Origin of the sequence: Nocardioides jensenii JCM 1364 = NBRC 14755, assembly GCF_001552535.1 — a bacterium.
In the GTDB taxonomy this organism is placed as follows: domain Bacteria; phylum Actinomycetota; class Actinomycetes; order Propionibacteriales; family Nocardioidaceae; genus Nocardioides; species Nocardioides jensenii.
This window is the reverse complement of record NZ_BCRJ01000004.1, coordinates 115986-133684: the sequence shown is the minus strand read 5'-3', so window position 1 is coordinate 133684 and position 17699 is coordinate 115986. Positions and strand designations below refer to the sequence as shown.

Below are 17699 nucleotides of genomic sequence, written 5' to 3'. Positions count from 1 at the left end.
CGCGGCCCCAGGAGGATGCAGTGAGCCAAGACGTGAGCAGGACGAGGAAAGCGGCCGATGCCGCCTTCGTGGCGGCAGGACCGGCCCCGGCGGACGTTCTCCTGGCCGACGGCTCGGTCGCTACGATCCGTCCGGCGACCACGGACGACCTGGCGCCACTCAGTGGCCTTCACTCCAGGGTCAGCGACGACAATCTGCGGTTGCGGTTCTTCAGCTCCAACCGTGCTGCGGCGCAGGCGTACGTCGATCACCTGGGCACCAGCAGCGACACGCTGACCCTCGTCGTGGAGCGCGCGGGATCGCTCGTCGCGGTCGGCACCGCGGAGCCCGTTGGCCCCGACGTCGCCGAGGTGGCGTTCCTGGTCGACGACTCGCAGCATGGTCTCGGTCTGGGCAGTCTCCTGCTTGAGCACCTGGCCGCCGCGGGTCGCACACTCGGCGTACGCCGTTTCGTCGCCGAGATTTTGGCCGAGAACCGCGGCATGCTCCAGGTCTTCGCCGATGCCGGGTTCGCCATTTCACGACACGCCGACCACGGTGACGTCCACCTGGAGATGGACACGATCAACTCCGCTGCGGCGCTCCTGGCGGCTGACGAACGTGAATGCCGATCAGAGGCGCGGTCGCTCCGGCCGCTGCTCTACCCGCGGAGCATCGCGGTGACGGGTGTTCGCCGGGATGGGAGCGGTGTCGGAGCGACCGTCCTGCGCTCGGTGCTCACGGGCGGCTTCACCGGTGACGTGTACGCCGTACACCCGACGGCCGATGAGGTCGGTGGCGTCACGGCGTACGCCAGTCTGGTCGACATACCCGGGGAGGTCGACCTGGTCGTGGTTGCGGTGCCGGCAAAGCGGGTGTTGGCAACCCTCGAGGACGCCGCAGACGCCGGGGTGCACGCCGCGGTGGTCGTCTCGTCTGGTTTTGAGGAGTTCGGTGTCGAAGGCGCGAGGATGCAGCACGAGATGCTCGCGCTGGCTCGGCGCCGGAGCATCCGGATCGTGGGGCCCAACTGCCTCGGCCTGATGAGCAACTACCCCGACATCTCCCTCGACGCGACGTTCAGCGGCTCCGTGCCACCGTCCGGCGGACTGGCCATCGCCTCCCAGTCGGGTGGCGTCGGCATCGCGCTCAGTGACCTGGCTCGGGAGCTGGGGCTCGGCGTCGGAGCCTTCGTGTCGCTGGGCAACAAGGCCGACGTGTCCAGCAACGACCTGCTCGCCGCCTGGCGCGACGACCCGCGGGTGACCGCCGCCGCGCTGTATCTCGAGTCATTTGGAAACGCTCCGAAGTTCGCCCGGTTCGCCCGCCGCTTCGCCGAGCGCAAGCCTCTGCTCGCCGTGGTCGGTGGCCGGTCCGCCGGGGGACAACGGGCCGGTGCGTCCCACACTGCTGCGGCGGCGTCGTCGTCCGTCGGTGTCGATGCGCTCTTCGCCCAGGCCGGAGTGATCGCGTGCAGCGGTGCCGAGGACATGGCGGAGACCGCGCTCCTGCTCAGCGAGCAGCCGCTCCCGGCCGGCAACCGGATCGCCATCGTCAGCAACGCCGGGGGGATGGGCGTGCTCGCCGCCGACAGCGCCGACACCTGCGGCCTGCGGGTGCCCGAGCTCTCCGCTTCCCTGCGCGCGCGGGTCGCTTCACACGTCGCCGGCACGATGGGCACGGGGAATCCGATCGATGCCGGGCCGGGCGCCGACGCGCGCGCACTGGCCGCCATCTGTTCACTTCTCGTGTCGTCCGACGAAATCGATGCGGTGGTGGTGATCATCGTCGCCACCGGAGTCAGTGATGCGGACACTGCGTTGCTTGGCCTGGCCAGCGTTGCGCATACGGACAAGCCCCTGGTCGTGGTGCCGATGGGAGGGCTGTCCGTCACCTCCGCTGAGCTGCCGGGGGTCACCACGTTCCGCAGCGCGTCTGCGGCGGTCCGGGCACTCGGTCGGGCCGCGCGCTACTTCGCATGGCTCGCGCAGCCGACCGAGCCCCTCACTCCGGTCGATCGGGACCGCGCCGAGCGTGCGCGGCACACGGCCGAGGCCTTGCTCGCCCAACGGGGCGGAGAACCGGGCTGGCTCGATGCTGGCGAGATGGTCGCGCTGCTGGCGGACTACGACCTCGCCCCCGTCGGCACGGTGGTGGCCGACCCCGACGCGGCGGCAGCGGTCGCTGAGGCGATCGGATTCCCGGTGGCGATCAAGGTGGCCGACCGGGACGTTGTGCACAAGACCGACAGAGGTCTTGTTCGCGTCGGACTGACCTCGACGACCGCCGTCATGACAGCCGTGCGGGAGTTCGAGGTGGAGCTCGGGCACCCTGGAGCGTCTGTGCTCGTGCAACCGATGGGGAGCGGAGTCGAGATGGTGGTCGGCGTCGTTCGTGACCCGGGCTTCGGCCCCCTGGTCATGGTGGGTGCGGGTGGCGTTGCCACCGACCTCTGGGCTGACCGCGCCTTCCTGCTCCCTCCGGTGACCACCGGGGATGCCGCCCGGGCCCTCAAGTCGCTCCGGATCTGGCCGATGCTGAACGGGTTCCGCGGAGGGCTCCCGGCCGACGTGGCGGCACTGGAGACGGTCATCGTGCGCCTGGGACAGCTCGCGGAGGATGTTCCGCAGGTGGCCGAGATCGACCTCAACCCGGTGCTCGCCGGTCCGAACGGCTGCGCGCTGGTGGACGTGAAGGTTCGCCTGGCCACCCCTGTGGCCCTCGACGCCGGCGTCCCGCGCCGGTTGAGACGAAGCCTGTGACTGTCCGTTGGCGCTGGCCGCGGGATCAGACGATGCGTACGTCGATCACTCCCGGCACCATGCCAGCCACCGCCCGGGCCAGATGCAGCTCGCCGGGGCTGGCCGGGCCGCTGATCTCGACGATGCCGTCATTCACCTCGACCAGCCAGTCGGGTCCGCCGAGGGTGCGGAGCAGATCGTCGACCTGGCCCTCGATGTCGGTGTCGGCGCGGGCGAGTGACCGGACGACGTCACTTCGACTCACCATGCCGATCGGCCGATCATGGTGGTCCACCACCGGCAGGCTCTTCACCCTCGTCGACGTCATGAGCTCCACGGCGACGGCTAGATCGTCCTCCGGATGCACGACAATCGGGTGCGCGGTGAGCACCTCGTCGACCGTGTGCGGTGGCGCGATGGTCTCGCGCTCGGTCAGCCACACGTCCATCCGCGGATCGGGTCGGATCGACTCGCGGATCAGGTCCGACTCGCTGACGACGCCGCAGATCCGGCCGTCCGTGGCGACCACAGGGAGCGACGTCACGCCGTAGCGAGCAAGCAGCCTCAGGCCCGTCTTGAACGATGCTCCCGCCTCCACCGTGACCGGGTTCTCGGTCATCACGTCCTTCACGAACATCGTCCTGCTCCTCTGGTCTGTGCCCCGTCACCCGGTAGTGCCGGCGGTCGTGCGTCACTCTCAGGCTTGTCCCGCCGCTCCGATGCGCACAGGGACGAAGGTCCCGTGGACACGGGGACCGTCGACACCTGCACGCCAGCCGATGGGCGCCGTAGAGTGAAGATGTGAGTGAAGACAGCGCTGCCCAGACGCCCGGACCGATCAAGGTCTACCTGCTCGACGACCACGAGATCGTCCGCCGGGGGATCAGGGAGCTGCTGGAGGCCGAGGGCGACATCGTCGTCGTCGGCGAGTCCGGCCTGGCCCAGGAGGCCTCGCGGCGGATTCCCGCACTGCGTCCCGACGTGGCCATCCTCGACGGCCGGCTGCCGGACGGTTCCGGCATCGACGTGTGTCGCGAGATCCGGTCGCGGGACGCAAGCATTGCTGCGCTGATCCTGACGTCGTACGACGACGACGACGCGTTGTTCTCGGCGATCATGGCCGGAGCCGCCGGCTATGTCCTCAAGCAGGTGCACGGCAACGACCTCATCAACACGGTGCGTCGGGTGGCGGCCGGCCAGTCGATGCTCGACCCCGGTGTGACCGCCCAGGTGCTCGAAAGGCTGCGCAGCGGCCCCAAGAAGGATCCGTCCCTGGACCAGTTGACCCAGCAGGAGCAGCGAATCCTCGAGTTGATCGGTGAGGGCATGACCAACCGGCAGATCGCTGGCGCCATGTTCCTGGCCGAGAAGACGGTCAAGAACTATGTGTCGTCGTTGCTCGCGAAGCTGTCCTTGCAGAGTCGCACCCAGGCGGCGATCTTCGCCACCAAGCACTTGAAGGACTGAGCCTCGGTTCATCTTGCTGCTAGCGTCCTATGGGGGAGTGGACAGAGGCGTGGGAGCGAGCATGGACAACGAGGCGAAAGACGTGCCGTCACCGGACGAACGATCAGGCTCGTCGTCCTTGGCGGAGACCAGCTTCGACGATCTGCTGCGCGAGGTGGCCGACCGCACGCACAGCGTTCTCGACGAGCAGTCGCGGTGGAAGCTCCTCCTTGATGCGGTGGTCACGATGGGCACCGATCTCGACCTGGACACGCTGCTCAGCCGGATCGTCGAGTCGGCTGGCCGCGGTTGGGCCCGGTGGTGGTCGTTCCGATGAGCACGTCACGCGGTATCACTGGTGCGTTGGCGTTGGGCTGGGAGCCAGCCCACGCGCAGCAGTTCCACGAGCTCGACACCGCGCTGCCGGCCAGCTTCGCCGAGCAGGCCGCCCTCGCCATGGAGATCACCCGGGTCCGTGAGGACCAGCACCGTCTGACCCTTTTCGAGGACCGCGACCGGATCGCACGTGACCTGCACGACCTGGTCATCCAGCGGCTTTTCGCCGTGGGACTGGGACTGCAGAGCCTGAGCCGCCTGGCCGACAATCCGCAGATCGCCACCCGCCTAGCCACGGCCGTCGATGACCTCGACGCGACCATCAAGGACATCCGGCGCACGATCTTCGCCCTCGGCTCGATGGATGACTCAACAGACGTTCAGGTAGAGGTCCAGCGCATCGTCGACCGCGCCGCCGAGACTCTCGGCTTCCGCCCGAGTCTGCGGTTCGAGGGGCCCGTGCGCACCAGGATCCGGCCCGCGGTCGTCCCGGATCTCCTGGCCGTTCTGGGGGAGGCGCTGTCGAACGCCGCCAGGCACGCCGAGGCGGACACTGTCGACGTACGTGTCGCTGCCGGTGACGAGATCCTGCTCCGGGTGCGCGACGACGGTCGTGGTCTGCCCGAGGGCGTGACCGAGAGCGGTCTCCTGAACATGAAGCAGCGGGCCGAACGGCTCGGCGGCCACTGTGCGATCACGTCCCGATCGGACGACGGCACCACCGTGGAATGGTCGGTGCCCTCGGGCTGAAGTGCACGTCAGTGCGCCGCGGCGGCGATCCGGTTCCGGGTCTCGACGCCGAGCAGTCGTCCCCAGCGGGTCGCTTCCTTGAGTTGCCCCTCGCTCAGTGGGCCGGCCACGTCCTCCACGAGAAAACCGCGCGGTGGGGACACCAGGTGGTAGCCCTTCCTGCGGAGCAGGCGGGTCGCAGTGTGCGAGGCAGTGGCCGGCAGGTGCCGCACCTTGCGCACCCGAGTGTCGAACACGGCCGCCAGCCGGTGTTGGTCTGCCGGGGGAGAGGAGGCCTCGATCCATTCGCGCAGTCCGGCCGCTACCGCGTCCGGTGGTGCGCCCTTCCGGACCGCGTCCTGCCGGGTTGACGGCCGGCTCAGCGAGAACGCGTGTGTGGGGGCGCCGACCACGAGCAGATCGAGGTCCTCGGCGCGTACGGCGAAGCGCACGTCGACGACCGACGTGTCGAAGCCCTCGAGACGTAGTCCCTCCGCCACCGCCAGCGCTATCCATGCGGTGTTGCCGAACAGCGACTCGTGGACCACCTGGGCCCGAAGACCCTTCCTCGTGCTCATCACCACATCTCCTTCCCGTGCCGGACCGTGCGGAGAGGCTCGGTCTCTTGCCTCAAGCCTCCTGCGAGAGCGCGGTCAGGACTGGTGCCGGGAGACCCATGGGCGGGGGCACTTGGTCCGGCCTCCCGATTCCGGGGACTGCCTCGCCGTAGTGCCCCGTGGGGGTGACCAGCGTGCCGGCCTCGCCACGCAGGATGGCCACGGCGTCCTCGAGGGCACCGATGCCGGCTGCTCCACCCGTGAGCTCGGCGAAACGGCAGGCCGCATCCACCTTGGGTCCCATGGACCCGGCAGGGAACCCCAGGGCACGCAGCCCACTCGGCGTGGCCCGGTGCACCGGCTGTTGACCGGGCGTGCCGAAGTCGCGGAAGACGCAGGACACGTCGGTGAGCACCAGCAGCATGTCGGCGTCAAGGGCCTCGGCCAGCACCGCGCTGGTCAGGTCCTTGTCGACCACGGCCTCGACGCCTCGGAGCTGCCCCTCGGCGTCGCGGATCACGGGTACACCGCCGCCACCGGCGCAGACCACGACCGCCCCGCTCTCGAGGAGCTGTCGGATCAGCCTGGTCTCCACCACCCGTTGCGGTCGTGGTGAGCCGACGACGCGGCGCCACCCCTCGCCGTCGGGCTTGACCACCCAGTCCCGTTCCCTGGCGAGGCGTGCTGCCTCGTCACGGCCGTACATCTCGCCGACGAACTTGCTGGGGTCGGCGAATGCCGGGTCGGCGGCCTCGACCAGGGTCTGGTTGATGATGGCGGCGACCTGACGGCCGGGCAGCCGGTTCTGCATGGCCTGAAGCAGCCAGTAGCCGATCATCCCCTGGGTCTGGGCGCCCAGCACGTCGAAGGGGTACGGCGTGGTCAGGTGGGGGTCCATGGCGCTCTGCAGGGCCAGCACGCCCACCTGGGGCCCGTTGCCGTGGGTGAGGACCAGCTCGTGCTCCTCGGCCAGCGGTGCCAGGGCATCGACAGCGCGGCGTACGTTCTCCTGCTGCGTCGTGGCGTCGGGCCGCTGGCCGCGGCGCAGCAGCGCGTTGCCGCCGAGTGCGACCACGATGCGCACGTCAGCCGCCCAACGTGGCCACGAGCACGGCCTTGATGGTGTGCATGCGGTTCTCGGCCTGGTCGAAGACGATCGAGTGGCGTGACTCGAAGACTTCGTCGGTCACCTCGAGGCCGTCCAGTCCGGTGCTCTGGAAGAGCTGCTCACCGACCTCGGTGTGCCGGTCGTGGAACGCGGGGAGGCAGTGCATGAACTTCACCGTCGGGTTGTGGGTCGCCTTCACGACGGCCATGTCCACCCGGTAGGGGAGCAGTAGGTCGACCCGCTCGGTCCACACCTCCTCGGGTTCGCCCATCGAGACCCACACGTCGGTGTAGAGGAAGTCGACGCCGTCGACGCCGTCCTCGACGTTTTCGGTGTGACTGATGCGAGCGCCGGTCTCCTCGGCGATCTGACGAGCAGCGGAGATCACGTCGGGGTCATTCCACAGCGCCTGCGGCGCGACGATCCGCACGTCCATGCCCATCAGGGCACCGGCGACGAGCAGCGAGTTGCCGACGTTGTTGCGGGCATCGCCCAGATAGGCGAACGCGATCTCGCCATCTTGCTTGCCCGAGTGCTCGCGCATGGTGAGCATGTCGCACAGGGTCTGGGTCGGGTGCCACTCGTCGGTCAGGCCGTTCCACACCGGCACCCCGGCGTACGTCGCCAGCGTCTCGACGTCGGCCTGCCCATGACCGCGGTACTCGATGCCGTCGTACATCCGGCCCAGGACCCGGGCAGTGTCCTTCATCGACTCCTTGTGCCCGATGTGGGATCCGCTCGGCCCGAGGTAGGTCACCTGGGCGCCCTGGTCGAAGGCCGCCACCTCGAACGCGCACCGGGTGCGGGTCGACGCCTTCTCGAAGATCAACGCGAGCTCCTTGCCGACCAGCAGCGGTTGCTCGGAGCCGGTGTACTTCGCGATCTTCAGCTCCGCGGCCAGGTCCAGCAGAAACCTCCACTCCTTCGGGGTGAAGTCGAGCTCCTTGACGAAGTTGCGGTTGCGCAGGTTGAAGGCCATGACTCAGATCCCTTCTCGTTCGATCGGGCAGGTCATGCACCGCGGTCCGCCGCGGCCACGACCCAGTTCGTTGCCCTGGATGGTGATCACCTCGATGCCGTTCTTGCGCAGGTGGGTGTTGGTGGTGACGTTGCGCTCGTAGGCGACCACGACACCCGGCTCGACGGCGAGCACGTTGCAGCCGTCGTCCCACTGCTCCCGTTCGGCGGCATGCACGTCCTGGGTCGCGGTGAGCATGTTGATCGAGTCGATGCCGAGCGCGGCGGCGATCACGGCATGCATCTGGTCCGGTTCGTGCGGCGTCACCTTCAGCTCCTTCTCAGTGTCGCCCGGCTCGATCGTGTACGACGGCAGCATCCCGAGCCCGACGTACTTGGTGAAGGTGTGGTCGTCGACCATCGTCATCACGGTGTCGAGATGCATGAAGGCGCGCTTCTGGGGCATCGCCAGGGCCACGATCCTGGTGGCTCGTCCGGCGTCGAAGAGGCGGCGGGCGAGGCGCTCGATCCCTTGCGGTGTGGTTCGTTCGCTCATCCCCACCAGGACCGCGCCCCTGCCGAGCACCAGGATGTCCCCACCCTCGGTGGTGGCGGCACCGCTCGACGTGCCGTCGGCCCAGATGTGGAAGTCGTCGGTCACGAAGCTGGGGTGCCAGCGGTAGATCGCCTCGTAGTGGATGGTCTCGCGCATGCGTGCCCGCTTGCGCATCGCGTTGATGGACACGCCGTCGTAGATCCACGCGGACGTGTCCCGGGTGAACAGGTGGTTGGGCAGCGGGGGCAGCAGGAAGTCGCCGGGAGCCATCGCGCGTACGACGACCGAGGACGGCTCGTCGATGCGTTGGAGAAGCTCGTGCTTGGTCATGCCGCCGATCAGGTACGTCGTCAGCTCGGCAGGGTCCATGGCGCTGAAGAGGCTGTGCAGGGCATCGAGCGCCATCGGCCCGTAGACCCGTTCGTCCAGGGTCGACTCGAGCACGTGCTTGCGTGCCTCCGGGATTGCCAGGGTCTCGGTGAGGAGCTGGTCGAGCAGATGCACCTGGACGCCCCTGTCGCGCAGCGTGTCGGCGAAGGCGTCGTGTTCCTGCTTCGCGTGCTTGACCCAGAGCACGTCATCGAAGAGGTAGTCGTCATGGTTGGTCGGGGTCAGCCTCTTCAGCTCGAGGTCCGGACGGTGCAGGATGGCCTGCCGGAGCCGGCCGACCTCCGAGTCGACGTGCAGGTTCACGATGTTCCCTCTCGTAGTGGTGCTGCCAGCGTGGCGCCGCTGGCCGCCTTCTTGAGAGGGGCGAAGGTCCCGAGGTACCGGGCCGCTCGACATCTCTCGGGGGTCAGGCAATACCTCCCGCCCCGAAGGTTCCTTGTCCTCTGCTCGGCGTGCCGTCTCGGTCACGTGGAGATGGCTTCGCGGTGCCGGGGCGGTGGTGCTCACAGTGGCGGCTGTCGAGTACGGCAGCCTTCCGTTCCTGGTGGACGCCCGCGCGGAGTCGTCAGTGCTGGACCACGCGATGTGGCCGCTCGGCGCCTGTTGCAGTACTGGCTCTCGATGTCCGTGGCGGGGGTGTGCTGGGCGTCCCTCATTGTGACCGGGCGTCAGCACAATGGGCCGAGCGCGCTCAGCGAGCCCTCGAACGCAGCCTGAGTGGCTTGCGGTAGGCCATCCCGAGCTCGCGAACTCCGAGCAGGCTTGGCTGCTCGCGGTGGAGCGTCACGATCAGGTGCTGCCTCTGGGTTCACACCTGGGTTCGGTGACGCGCACCGTCCTCACCCATGCAGTTTGCCCTCTGCTGGTCATCGATTCCCGGCCATGTCGCTGTCACCGCACCGGCAAAGGGGATCCGGTTCCCCGGACGGCGCGCCGGCCCGACGTCATGAAGACCTCACCGCACGCATCCACCAGCGCGACCGGACAATGCGCCTGCCGTGCGATGTGGGTGGAGAGGTTCTGCGGTCCCTGGTTCGGGGTGGCTCCCAGGACCACCAGATCGCAGCGATCCGACGCACGGACGATCGTCTCCACGACGTGCCCGTTCTCCAGCCTGGTAGCGATGACCGAGCCAGTGGGCACCTGCTCGAGTGCACGACGAACGACGTCGCGTTGAGCGTCGCGTGCACTCCAACGAGGCGCGCAGAAGTGGCCGGGGACTTCGTGGACCAGCGCACTGCCGTGCGACGGCCAGACTGTCATGACCTCGACAGTCATGTCGTGCACGATCGCATGGCGCAGTGCCCAGACCAAGGGCTGGAAGCCGGCCGCAGATCCGTCGACGGCGACCAGGCAGCGGCGTCCCTCTTGCGCGCGTTCACGTTTCTCGAGCTTTCGCGGGGCTGGCACGAGGCGAGAGGGATCTATGGGATCGCGTTGGTTCACGGCTTGATCATGCGTTGCCGCAGGCGTGTCCGGCACGGGCCCAAGGTCCCGCGGGGAAGGGCCGATCGCCACCTCTGGTGAGGCACTCGTTCATGGTTCGGTGAGTCTCGGCTGACCTGACGTCGCCATCCGAGAGAGGGAGCACCATGACCACCACCAGAAGGTCCATCCTGCCGAAGGGAATCAACGGGAACGGGACCGACCACAGCAGCGAAGAGCAGACCGCCTCCGCAAAGAAGTTCCGCTTCCCGAGTGCCTTCACGGTGCTGTTCGGCGTGACGATCACGGTGTGGCTGCTGGCGTTCGTCGTACCGACCGGTGCCTATCAGACGGACAGCGACAGCGGACGACCGATCCCCGGGAGCTATCAGGCGACGGACAGTGCCCTGTCGTTCGGGGACCGTCTGATGGAGTTGTTCATGGCTCCCGTCAACGGGCTCTACGGTGTGATCAACCCGGACGGGTACATCGGGCCCTACGAGTCCGGTGAGCTGTACGGCGCCGCCGGCGTCTTCCTGTTCGTGCTCGCGATCGGTGTGTTCATCACGATGGCGATGAAGACCGGCGCGATCGACAACGGCGTGGCGAGGGTGGCCCAGAGGATGAGCACCCGAGGCGCGGTCCTGATCGCGGTGCTGATGGTGCTGTTCTCGATCGGTGGCACCACGGAAGGCATGGCCGAGGAGACCCTGGGCTTCTACGCGCTGCTCATCCCGCTCATGCTCGCCCTCGGCTACGACCGCATGGTGGCGGCGGCGACGATCCTGGTCGGTGCCGGGATCGGGGTCCTGGCGTCGACCGTCAACCCGTTCGCGACCGGCGTCGGCTCGGGTGCCGCGGACATCTCGATCGGTGACGGCATCGGCTTCCGCCTGTTGATGTACGTCGTCCTTGTGCCCGTCGCCGTGTGGTGGGTGCTGCGCTACGCCCGCAAGGTCAAGGCCGACCCCACGACGTCGATGGTCGGCCAGATGGAGGGCGACGCGGAGCTGCGGGCGCACGGTGTGCGCGAGGTGGCCCGTCTCACCGGCCGGGAGAAGAGCGTGCTGGCGATCGTCGCAGCCACCTTCGCGTTCATGATCTACGCGATCGTGCCCTGGGCACAGGTCATCCAGGGCCCTGACGCCGCGAGCTACGCGTGGCAGCTCGACTGGTACTTCCCCGAGCTGGCCGCGCTGTTCCTGGCGATGGCCCTCGTGGTTGGACTCGTCGGCGGGTTGGGTGAGAAGGGGATCAGCAGCTCGGTCGTCAAGGGTGCAGGGGACTTCGTCGGGGTCGGGCTGATCATCGTCCTGGCGCGCGGGGTCACCGTGATCATGAACAACGCCGAGATCACCGGAACGATCCTGCACTCGATGGAGAACATCGTCGGGAACACGAACTCGGGAGTCTTCGGCGTGCTGATGTTCCTCATCAACCTGCCCCTCGCGTTCCTCGTCCCGTCGACTTCTGGTCACGGTGCACTGGCCATGCCCATCCTGGCGCCACTGGCCGACTTCGCCGGTGTCTCGCGCGCCATGGTGGTCACCGCCTTCCAGTCAGCCTCGGGCATCGTCAACCTGATCACGCCCACGTCGGCGGTGGTGATGGGTGGCCTCGCGCTGGCCCGGGTCCGCTACGACCAGTACCTGCGCTTCGTCCTGCCTCTGGTCGGCATCCTTCTGGTTCTCTGCGCCGCGTTCATCGGCGTCGGTGCCGCCATCTCGTAGAAGCGATCCATGTCAGAGCGCCAACCACCAAGAAAAGAGGACTCAACAATGAACACGGAAGCTCAGGGGATCGTCATCGGCGTCAACGGCACCGAGGGCAGTTCGGCCGCGATCCGGGAGGGTGTGCTGGAGGCGAAGCGGACCGGAAGTGCCGTTCGACTCGTGCACGTGGTGCCCAACTGTCTGCCGACGTCTCCCTTCCTTCTCGATCTGCCGACCATGCTGACGGAGGCCGGCCGCCAACTTCTCGACGAGGCGAGACGGACAGCGGAGAGCATGGCCCCGGGTCTGGTCGTCGAGGCCGACCTGCTGCACGGCTCCCGGGCCAGGGAGCTGGCCAGAAGCGCCAACGGCGCACGGGCACTGTACGTCGGCAGCGACAATCGCATCGGGATCGACCACCTGTTCCGGGGCGATGTCTGCGCCGGGGTGGTTGCCCGGGCGACCTGCCCCGTGATGGTCGCCCGCGTCGAGCCGGCCGGCGAACCGCACGACACGATCCTGGTCGGAGTGAAGGCATCGAGCCACTCCGCCGAGCTCTTGGCAGCGGCGTTCGCAGCAGCGGATGAGCGGGGCTCAAGTCTGATCGTGCTGCACGCCTGGATGCTGCCCAGCGCCTACGCCGACCTCGGCACCTCGGGTCCGGCTCTGGAGGAATGGACACGGTACGCGACCGAAGAGACCGAGAGCCTGCTCAAGGACTGGCGCACCGGCTACCCCGACGTGGAGGTCGAGCTGCGCATCGTCCATGCCGAAGCGGCCCAGGCACTGGTCAGCGCGTCCGAGGAGGCTGACCTGCTGGTGGTCGTACGCCGCAGCCACGGGGTCCCCGCGGCCATGCATCTCGGTGGCGTGGCACACGCGCTCCTGCGTGCTGCGCGGTGCCCGGTTCTTGTGGTCCCACCGGGCGACGTCGCCGCTCTGCCCGGACTTGTCGTGGAGCGTGCCGGAGCCCTGCGTCCATGATCGCCCCACCCGTGGCGTCGCCTGCGGGCCTCAGCGCCGCCGAGGCGGCGCGTCGACTCGATCAGACTGGGCCCAACAGCGCCCCCCGGCCTCGACCCCGACGGCTCACCTCGCGGATCGGGGCCCAGCTGCGCGACCCGATGATCCTCCTCCTGCTGGGGGCACTGGTGGTCGTGGTGGCCGTGGGCGACATCGCAGACGCGATCATCATCGCCGTCGTGATCGCTCTCAACACGGCCATCGGCGTGATCCAGGAGGTCAGGGCAGCCAACGCCATCGCGGCCCTCGACCGCCTTGCTGCGCCGCATGCGACGGTCCTGCGCGACGGAGAGCTGACCCGGGTCGACAGTGCCGATGTCGTACCCGGGGACGTGGCGCGGCTCGAGGCCGGCGACATCGTTCCCGCCGACGGCGTACTGCTGGAAGCCGCCGCCCTCCAGCTCGATGAGGCCGCCATGACCGGGGAGTCCGTCCCGGTCGCGCGCGGTGCCGGCGATCCCGTGCTCTCCGGCACGGTGGTCACGACCGGGCGCGGCCTCGCTGAGATCGAGCGGACGGGCGCGGAGAGCGGTCTCGGCCGGATCGCCTCCGCCATCGCGACCTCGGGCACCCGACCCACCCCTCTCCAGCAGAGGCTCTCGCGACTCTCGCGCCAGCTCGTGGCACTGACGCTGGGACTGGCCACCATCGTCTTCGGGCTCGGACTGGCCCGCGGGGAGGACGCTGTCGAGATGCTCGTCCTGGCGGTCAGCCTGGCGGTGGCCGCCATCCCGGAGTCCTTGCCGGCGGTCGTCTCGGTTGCGTTGGCGTTGGGCGCCTACCGGATGGCCCGCGAGGCGGCCCTGGTCCGCTGGCTCCCGGCGGTGGAGACCCTCGGCTCGGTCACGGTCCTCGCCTCCGACAAGACCGGAACCCTCACTGAGGGACGCATGGTGGTCCAGGAGCTGTGGACGCCCGGTGGGTCCTGGCGGGTCGGTGGCCACGGCTACTCCCGTGAGGGCGAGATCACCGCGACCGAGAGCCAGGTGCCGGAGGACCCACGGCTCCCGGACCTGTTTCGTGACCTGGTCCTGTGCAACGACGCCGGGCTGAGGAAGGGGCAGGCTGCCGACTGGGAGATCGTCGGTGACCCGATGGAGGCGGCTCTGCTCATTGCCGCAGCCAAGGACGACGAGGGCCTGCTCGGTCTCGGTGCCGTCTGGGAGCGGGTCGTCGAGGTCCCGTTCGACGCGCGCCTGCAGCGGATGACGACCCTGCATCACACGTCCGGTCGATGGCTGACCGTGTGCAAGGGCGCACCCGAGGTCGTTCTCGACCTGCTCGGCGATTCCGATCTCACCGACCGCGCTCGGGCACAGGCGTGGGAGCTGGCGGAACGCGGGTTCCGGGTGCTGGCGATCGCGGACGCCGAAGGGTCATCGCGGCCCCCGGAAGGGCGACTCGAGGCCGAACTCCAGCTGCGTGGCCTCGTGGCCATCGCCGACCCGCCGCGTGCGGATGCGGCCGACGTCATGGCTTCGTGCCACGAGGCCGGCATCCGCACCGTGCTGATCACCGGTGACCATCCGGCCACCGCAGCGGCGATCGCCGGCCAGCTCGGGATGACGTCCGGAGCACCTTCGGTGGCGGACGGCGACATGGTGGCCCGCGGAGAGCACGTCGCAAGGATCCGGGAGATCGATGTTTATGCGCGCACTCGCCCGGAGCAGAAGGTCGACATCGTCACCGCCTGGCAGCGCCAGGGTGAGGTTGTCGCCATGACCGGCGACGGGGTCAATGACGCGCCCGCGCTGCGAAGTGCCGACATCGGCATCGCGATGGGGGACCGCGGCACCGAGGTCGCCCGTCAAGCGGCCGACCTGGTGCTGGCCGATGACAACCTGCGCACCGTCGTGAAGGCGGTGGGGGAAGGCCGGCGGATCTACGCCAACATCCGGATGTTCCTGCGTTATGCCATTGCCGGTGGTTTCGCGGAAGTGGTTGTGATCCTGTTCGGGCCATTCCTCGGGATGGCTGTTCCTCTCGGTCCCGGCCAGATCCTGTGGATCAACATGCTCACCCACGGCGTACCGGGTGTGGCCTTCGGTGGAGAGCCGGCGGACCCCGCGGTGATGAGCCGTCCGTCGCCGCCGCCCGAGGTGTCGGTGCTGGGCAACGGTCTTCTGCGCCAGATCCTGACGGCGGGCGCTCTCATCAGCGCGGTCTCACTGGCCGCGGGGTTCCTCGCACCCGACACCGCACATCTCCAGACGTGGGTCTTTCTCACCCTTGGCCTCGCCCAGCTCGGCGTCGCGCTCGCGATCCGCGCGCCTCGCGAGGGCCTGACCTGGCGGGCGCGCGGGCTCGAGGCCTCCGTTGCCATCGCTGCCACACTGCAAGTGGCCGCTGTTGCCTGGGCCCCGCTGCGCGACCTCCTCGGCACCCGCACGATCTCTGTCGGTGATGCACTGCAGATCTTCGCCCTGAGCCTGGTGCCGGGGGCGGTGATCGCCGTGGGCAGAACCCTGCAACGGGCACGCCGCCAGCGGCCCCGTGTCGAGGGCTTCGGGACTGAACTGAACCCGGTCGAGGCCCAGCGATGAGCCCCGCCCGAAAGCGCATCGTCGTCGCCGTGGCCGGTGAGGACCTCCGGGCCCTGATGCGGTTCGTGACGGAGGAAGCCCTGCGCACAGACAGCGATCTGCACTTCGTCCATGTGCCGCACCTGGCACCGGGGTTGTCAGGATCTTTCGAGTCCGACTGGCAGAACGCGCTGGGCATCGGCCACCTTGTCCTGGACCGGGCATCGTGCGCAGCACGCGAGCGGGTCGCCGGCAAGGTCGCGGTCACCCAGGAGCTCGTGGAGGTCAGTCGAGGCACCGTGACGGACATCGTCACGTGCGCGGACGGCGCCAGTCTGGTGGCACTGCAGCACAGGCACCTCACGGGTCTGCGCCGGCTGACCAACACGTCCACCACGCACGGTGTCGCCTCGCGCTCCCGGGCCCCGGTGGTCTCGGTGCCGGACTCGTGGCAGCCGGAGCCCCGCCACGACCGGGTGACGGTGGCGATCCATGATCCGCATGGTGCCGACCACGCGCTCCAGAAGGCGCTGGAACTGGCCGAGCAGCGTGATGCCCGGCTGCTCGTCGTCCACGCCTGGTGGCAGGCCGACGGTCCCGAGCGGGCGGAGAACGAAGCACTCGATGACGCTGACACGGGCTTCCGCCGCAGGCTCGCACCGCACCTGGATGCGTTGCACAGGGAGCATCCCGATGTCGAGGTCGAGATCCGGGTGTGTCACGCGCCGATCGAGTCGGCGATCCTCAGCGCGGCCGAGAGCAGTGACCTGGTGGTCCTGGGGCGTCGACACCCCCACCTTCCACTCGGGGGTCATCTGGGACCGGTGAGCCGGCTCGTCCTGCGAACCTGCGCGGTTCCGGTGGTGCTCGTGGAGGCCGCCACCCCGGTTCGCTAGGTACGACGAGGCATCCGGATCAGGAGCCGGAACGTGTGAGCACCACTTTCAGGGCACCCGTTTCCGCTGGGGCACCGAAGACGTCGTACGCCTCCATCATCCGGTCCAGCGCGAACCGGTGCGTGATGATCGACGTCGGGTGGATCTGGCCATCGGCCAGGAGCCGCAGCAGTGTCGGCGTGGTCATGGTGTCGACGAGCCCCATCGTGATCGTGACGTCCTTGGCCCAGAGGGACTCCAGGTGCAGCGTCGCCGGTGCGCCGTGCACACCGATGTTGGCCACGTGCCCGCCGGGCCGCACCAGTCGGGCACACAGCTCGAAGGTCTCGGGCCGGCCCACAGCCTCCATGACCACGTCCGCCCCCAGACCCTCCGTCAGGCTTGCGACGACCTCGCTCACCCCGTCGCTCGCGTCAAGGACGATGTCGGCACCGAGGCGCTTGGCCGCATCGCGACGTGGTGGCGACGGGTCGACGACGACGATGCTGGTGGGGGAGTAGAGCTGTGCCGTCATCACCGCGGCCAGACCGATCGGTCCGGCACCGACGATGACGACCACGTCACCAGGACGGACTCGTCCCGCGAGGACTCCGACCTCATGGCTGGTGGGCAGGATGTCCGCCAGCAGGACGACGGCCTCGTCACTGACACCCGCCGGCAGGAGATGTGTGGACATGTCGCCGAAGGGGACGCGGGCGTACTCCGCCTGGACACCGTCAATGGTGTGTCCGAGGGCCCAGCCGCCACCGCCGGTGCACTGGCCGTACCGGGCTTCGCGACAGAATCGGCAGGAGCCGCACGCGGTGATGCAGGAAACCAGGACGTGGTCGCCGGGACGCACCTTGCGCACGGCGGAACCCACTTCCTCGACAGTGCCCACCGCCTCGTGGCCCAGGATGCGGCCAGATTCCACCTCAGGTACGTCGCCCTTGAGGATGTGCAGGTCGGTGCCGCAGATGGTCACCGCGTCAACGCCGACGATGATGTCCGTGTCCGATTTCAGATCTGGGTCTGGCACCTGGTCCCAGCTGCGCTGGCCGGGGCCGTGGTAGACGAGTGCGTGCATGAGATCCTCCTCGATCGGGGTCGGTGATGCCAGCGTGCTCTTGGGCGTTGTGCCGAGCACGGGCCCAACGCCCTGACTTCGCATGCCACGTGGTGTGGACGGCTTCCGTGCCCTCTGCCCCGCACGGAAGCCGTTCACGAGGCCTGCCCGACGGGGCAGGGCGCCGACGGTGTGGGTGTGCGTGACGCCCGCATCTCCGACGCACCCCCACCACACGCCCACGCCGGCGAATGTCACAGGGTGAAAGGTCACATCC

Annotated in this window: 15 protein-coding genes and 1 pseudogene; 9 read left to right on the top strand and 7 right to left on the bottom strand. The window is 68.7% G+C overall.

Features of this window, described 5'->3' with window-relative positions:
• Positions 1–20 precede the first annotated feature (20 nt).
• The gene (locus tag NJ4_RS02645; RefSeq protein ID WP_169799204.1) at positions 21–2741 is read left to right on the top strand and encodes a bifunctional acetate--CoA ligase family protein/GNAT family N-acetyltransferase; all 2721 of its coding nucleotides are present in this window, start codon (positions 21–23) and stop codon (positions 2739–2741) included.
• Positions 2742–2766: 25 nt separating this feature from the next.
• Here NJ4_RS02645 and NJ4_RS02640 read toward each other — a convergent pair whose 3' ends face one another.
• Entirely contained in the window at positions 2767–3357 is a 591-nt protein-coding gene (locus tag NJ4_RS02640) for a CBS domain-containing protein (protein ID WP_067429734.1), read from the bottom strand.
• 164 nt (positions 3358–3521) lie between these two features.
• On the opposite strand from NJ4_RS02640, the gene NJ4_RS02635 reads away from it, so the two are divergent.
• The 3 genes from NJ4_RS02635 to NJ4_RS02625 all read left to right on the top strand — a co-directional run bounded on the left by NJ4_RS02635 (position 3522) and on the right by NJ4_RS02625 (position 5252).
• Positions 3522–4187: a response regulator gene (locus NJ4_RS02635; protein WP_217996721.1), complete on the top strand. Its 666-nt coding sequence runs from the start codon at positions 3522–3524 to the stop codon at positions 4185–4187.
• Between the two features lie 61 nt (positions 4188–4248).
• Positions 4249–4503: a hypothetical protein gene (locus NJ4_RS02630; protein WP_067429731.1), complete on the top strand. Its 255-nt coding sequence runs from the start codon at positions 4249–4251 to the stop codon at positions 4501–4503.
• Entirely contained in the window at positions 4500–5252 is a 753-nt protein-coding gene (locus NJ4_RS02625; RefSeq protein WP_067429728.1) for a sensor histidine kinase, read from the top strand. Before NJ4_RS02630 ends, NJ4_RS02625 begins: the two co-directional genes overlap by 4 nt.
• An 8-nt stretch (positions 5253–5260) precedes the next feature.
• On the opposite strand, the gene NJ4_RS02620 is transcribed toward NJ4_RS02625, so the two are convergent.
• Genes NJ4_RS02620 through NJ4_RS02605 form a run of 4 tightly spaced genes read right to left on the bottom strand, consistent with a single transcriptional unit; the run spans position 5261 to position 9102 of the window.
• Positions 5261–5809: a hypothetical protein gene (locus tag NJ4_RS02620; RefSeq protein WP_082748126.1), complete on the bottom strand. Its 549-nt coding sequence runs from the start codon at positions 5807–5809 to the stop codon at positions 5261–5263.
• A gap of 52 nt (positions 5810–5861) precedes the next feature.
• Positions 5862–6872 carry a carbamate kinase gene (arcC, locus tag NJ4_RS02615; protein WP_067429721.1) on the bottom strand — a complete coding sequence of 337 codons (1011 nt, stop codon included), beginning with the start codon at positions 6870–6872 and terminating at the stop codon, positions 5862–5864.
• A 1-nt stretch (position 6873) separates the two neighbouring features.
• Positions 6874–7875, bottom strand: a complete 1002-nt coding sequence (gene argF / locus NJ4_RS02610) for an ornithine carbamoyltransferase (protein ID WP_067429718.1) — start codon at positions 7873–7875, stop codon at positions 6874–6876.
• A gap of 3 nt (positions 7876–7878) precedes the next feature.
• Positions 7879–9102: an arginine deiminase gene (locus NJ4_RS02605; RefSeq protein WP_067429715.1), complete on the bottom strand. Its 1224-nt coding sequence runs from the start codon at positions 9100–9102 to the stop codon at positions 7879–7881.
• Positions 9103–9475: 373 nt separating this feature from the next.
• Between NJ4_RS02605 and NJ4_RS27095 the strand changes: the two are divergent.
• A pseudogene (locus NJ4_RS27095) lies at positions 9476–9658 on the top strand (hypothetical protein); the annotation flags it as partial.
• Between the two features lie 32 nt (positions 9659–9690).
• Here the strand turns inward: NJ4_RS27095 and NJ4_RS02600 are convergent.
• Positions 9691–10245: a universal stress protein gene (locus tag NJ4_RS02600; protein ID WP_169799203.1), complete on the bottom strand. Its 555-nt coding sequence runs from the start codon at positions 10243–10245 to the stop codon at positions 9691–9693.
• A gap of 146 nt (positions 10246–10391) precedes the next feature.
• On the opposite strand from NJ4_RS02600, the gene NJ4_RS02595 reads away from it, so the two are divergent.
• Genes NJ4_RS02595 through NJ4_RS02580 form a run of 4 tightly spaced genes read left to right on the top strand, consistent with a single transcriptional unit; the run spans position 10392 to position 16377 of the window.
• On the top strand, positions 10392–11954 hold the full coding sequence (locus tag NJ4_RS02595) for a YfcC family protein (protein WP_067429710.1): 1563 nt from the start codon (positions 10392–10394) through the stop codon (positions 11952–11954).
• A gap of 48 nt (positions 11955–12002) precedes the next feature.
• A complete protein-coding gene (locus NJ4_RS02590) occupies positions 12003–12920 on the top strand; it encodes a universal stress protein (protein WP_067429708.1) in 918 nt (305 codons plus the stop codon).
• Complete coding sequence (locus tag NJ4_RS02585) at positions 12917–15502, top strand: cation-translocating P-type ATPase (protein WP_067429705.1); 2586 nt, start codon at positions 12917–12919, stop codon at positions 15500–15502. The genes NJ4_RS02590 and NJ4_RS02585 overlap by 4 nt, the downstream gene beginning before the upstream one ends.
• Entirely contained in the window at positions 15499–16377 is an 879-nt protein-coding gene (locus NJ4_RS02580) for a universal stress protein (RefSeq protein WP_067429702.1), read from the top strand. Before NJ4_RS02585 ends, NJ4_RS02580 begins: the two co-directional genes overlap by 4 nt.
• A 19-nt stretch (positions 16378–16396) precedes the next feature.
• On the opposite strand, the gene NJ4_RS02575 is transcribed toward NJ4_RS02580, so the two are convergent.
• Positions 16397–17443 carry a zinc-binding dehydrogenase gene (locus tag NJ4_RS02575; protein ID WP_067430004.1) on the bottom strand — a complete coding sequence of 349 codons (1047 nt, stop codon included), beginning with the start codon at positions 17441–17443 and terminating at the stop codon, positions 16397–16399.
• Positions 17444–17699: the final 256 nt, after the last annotated feature.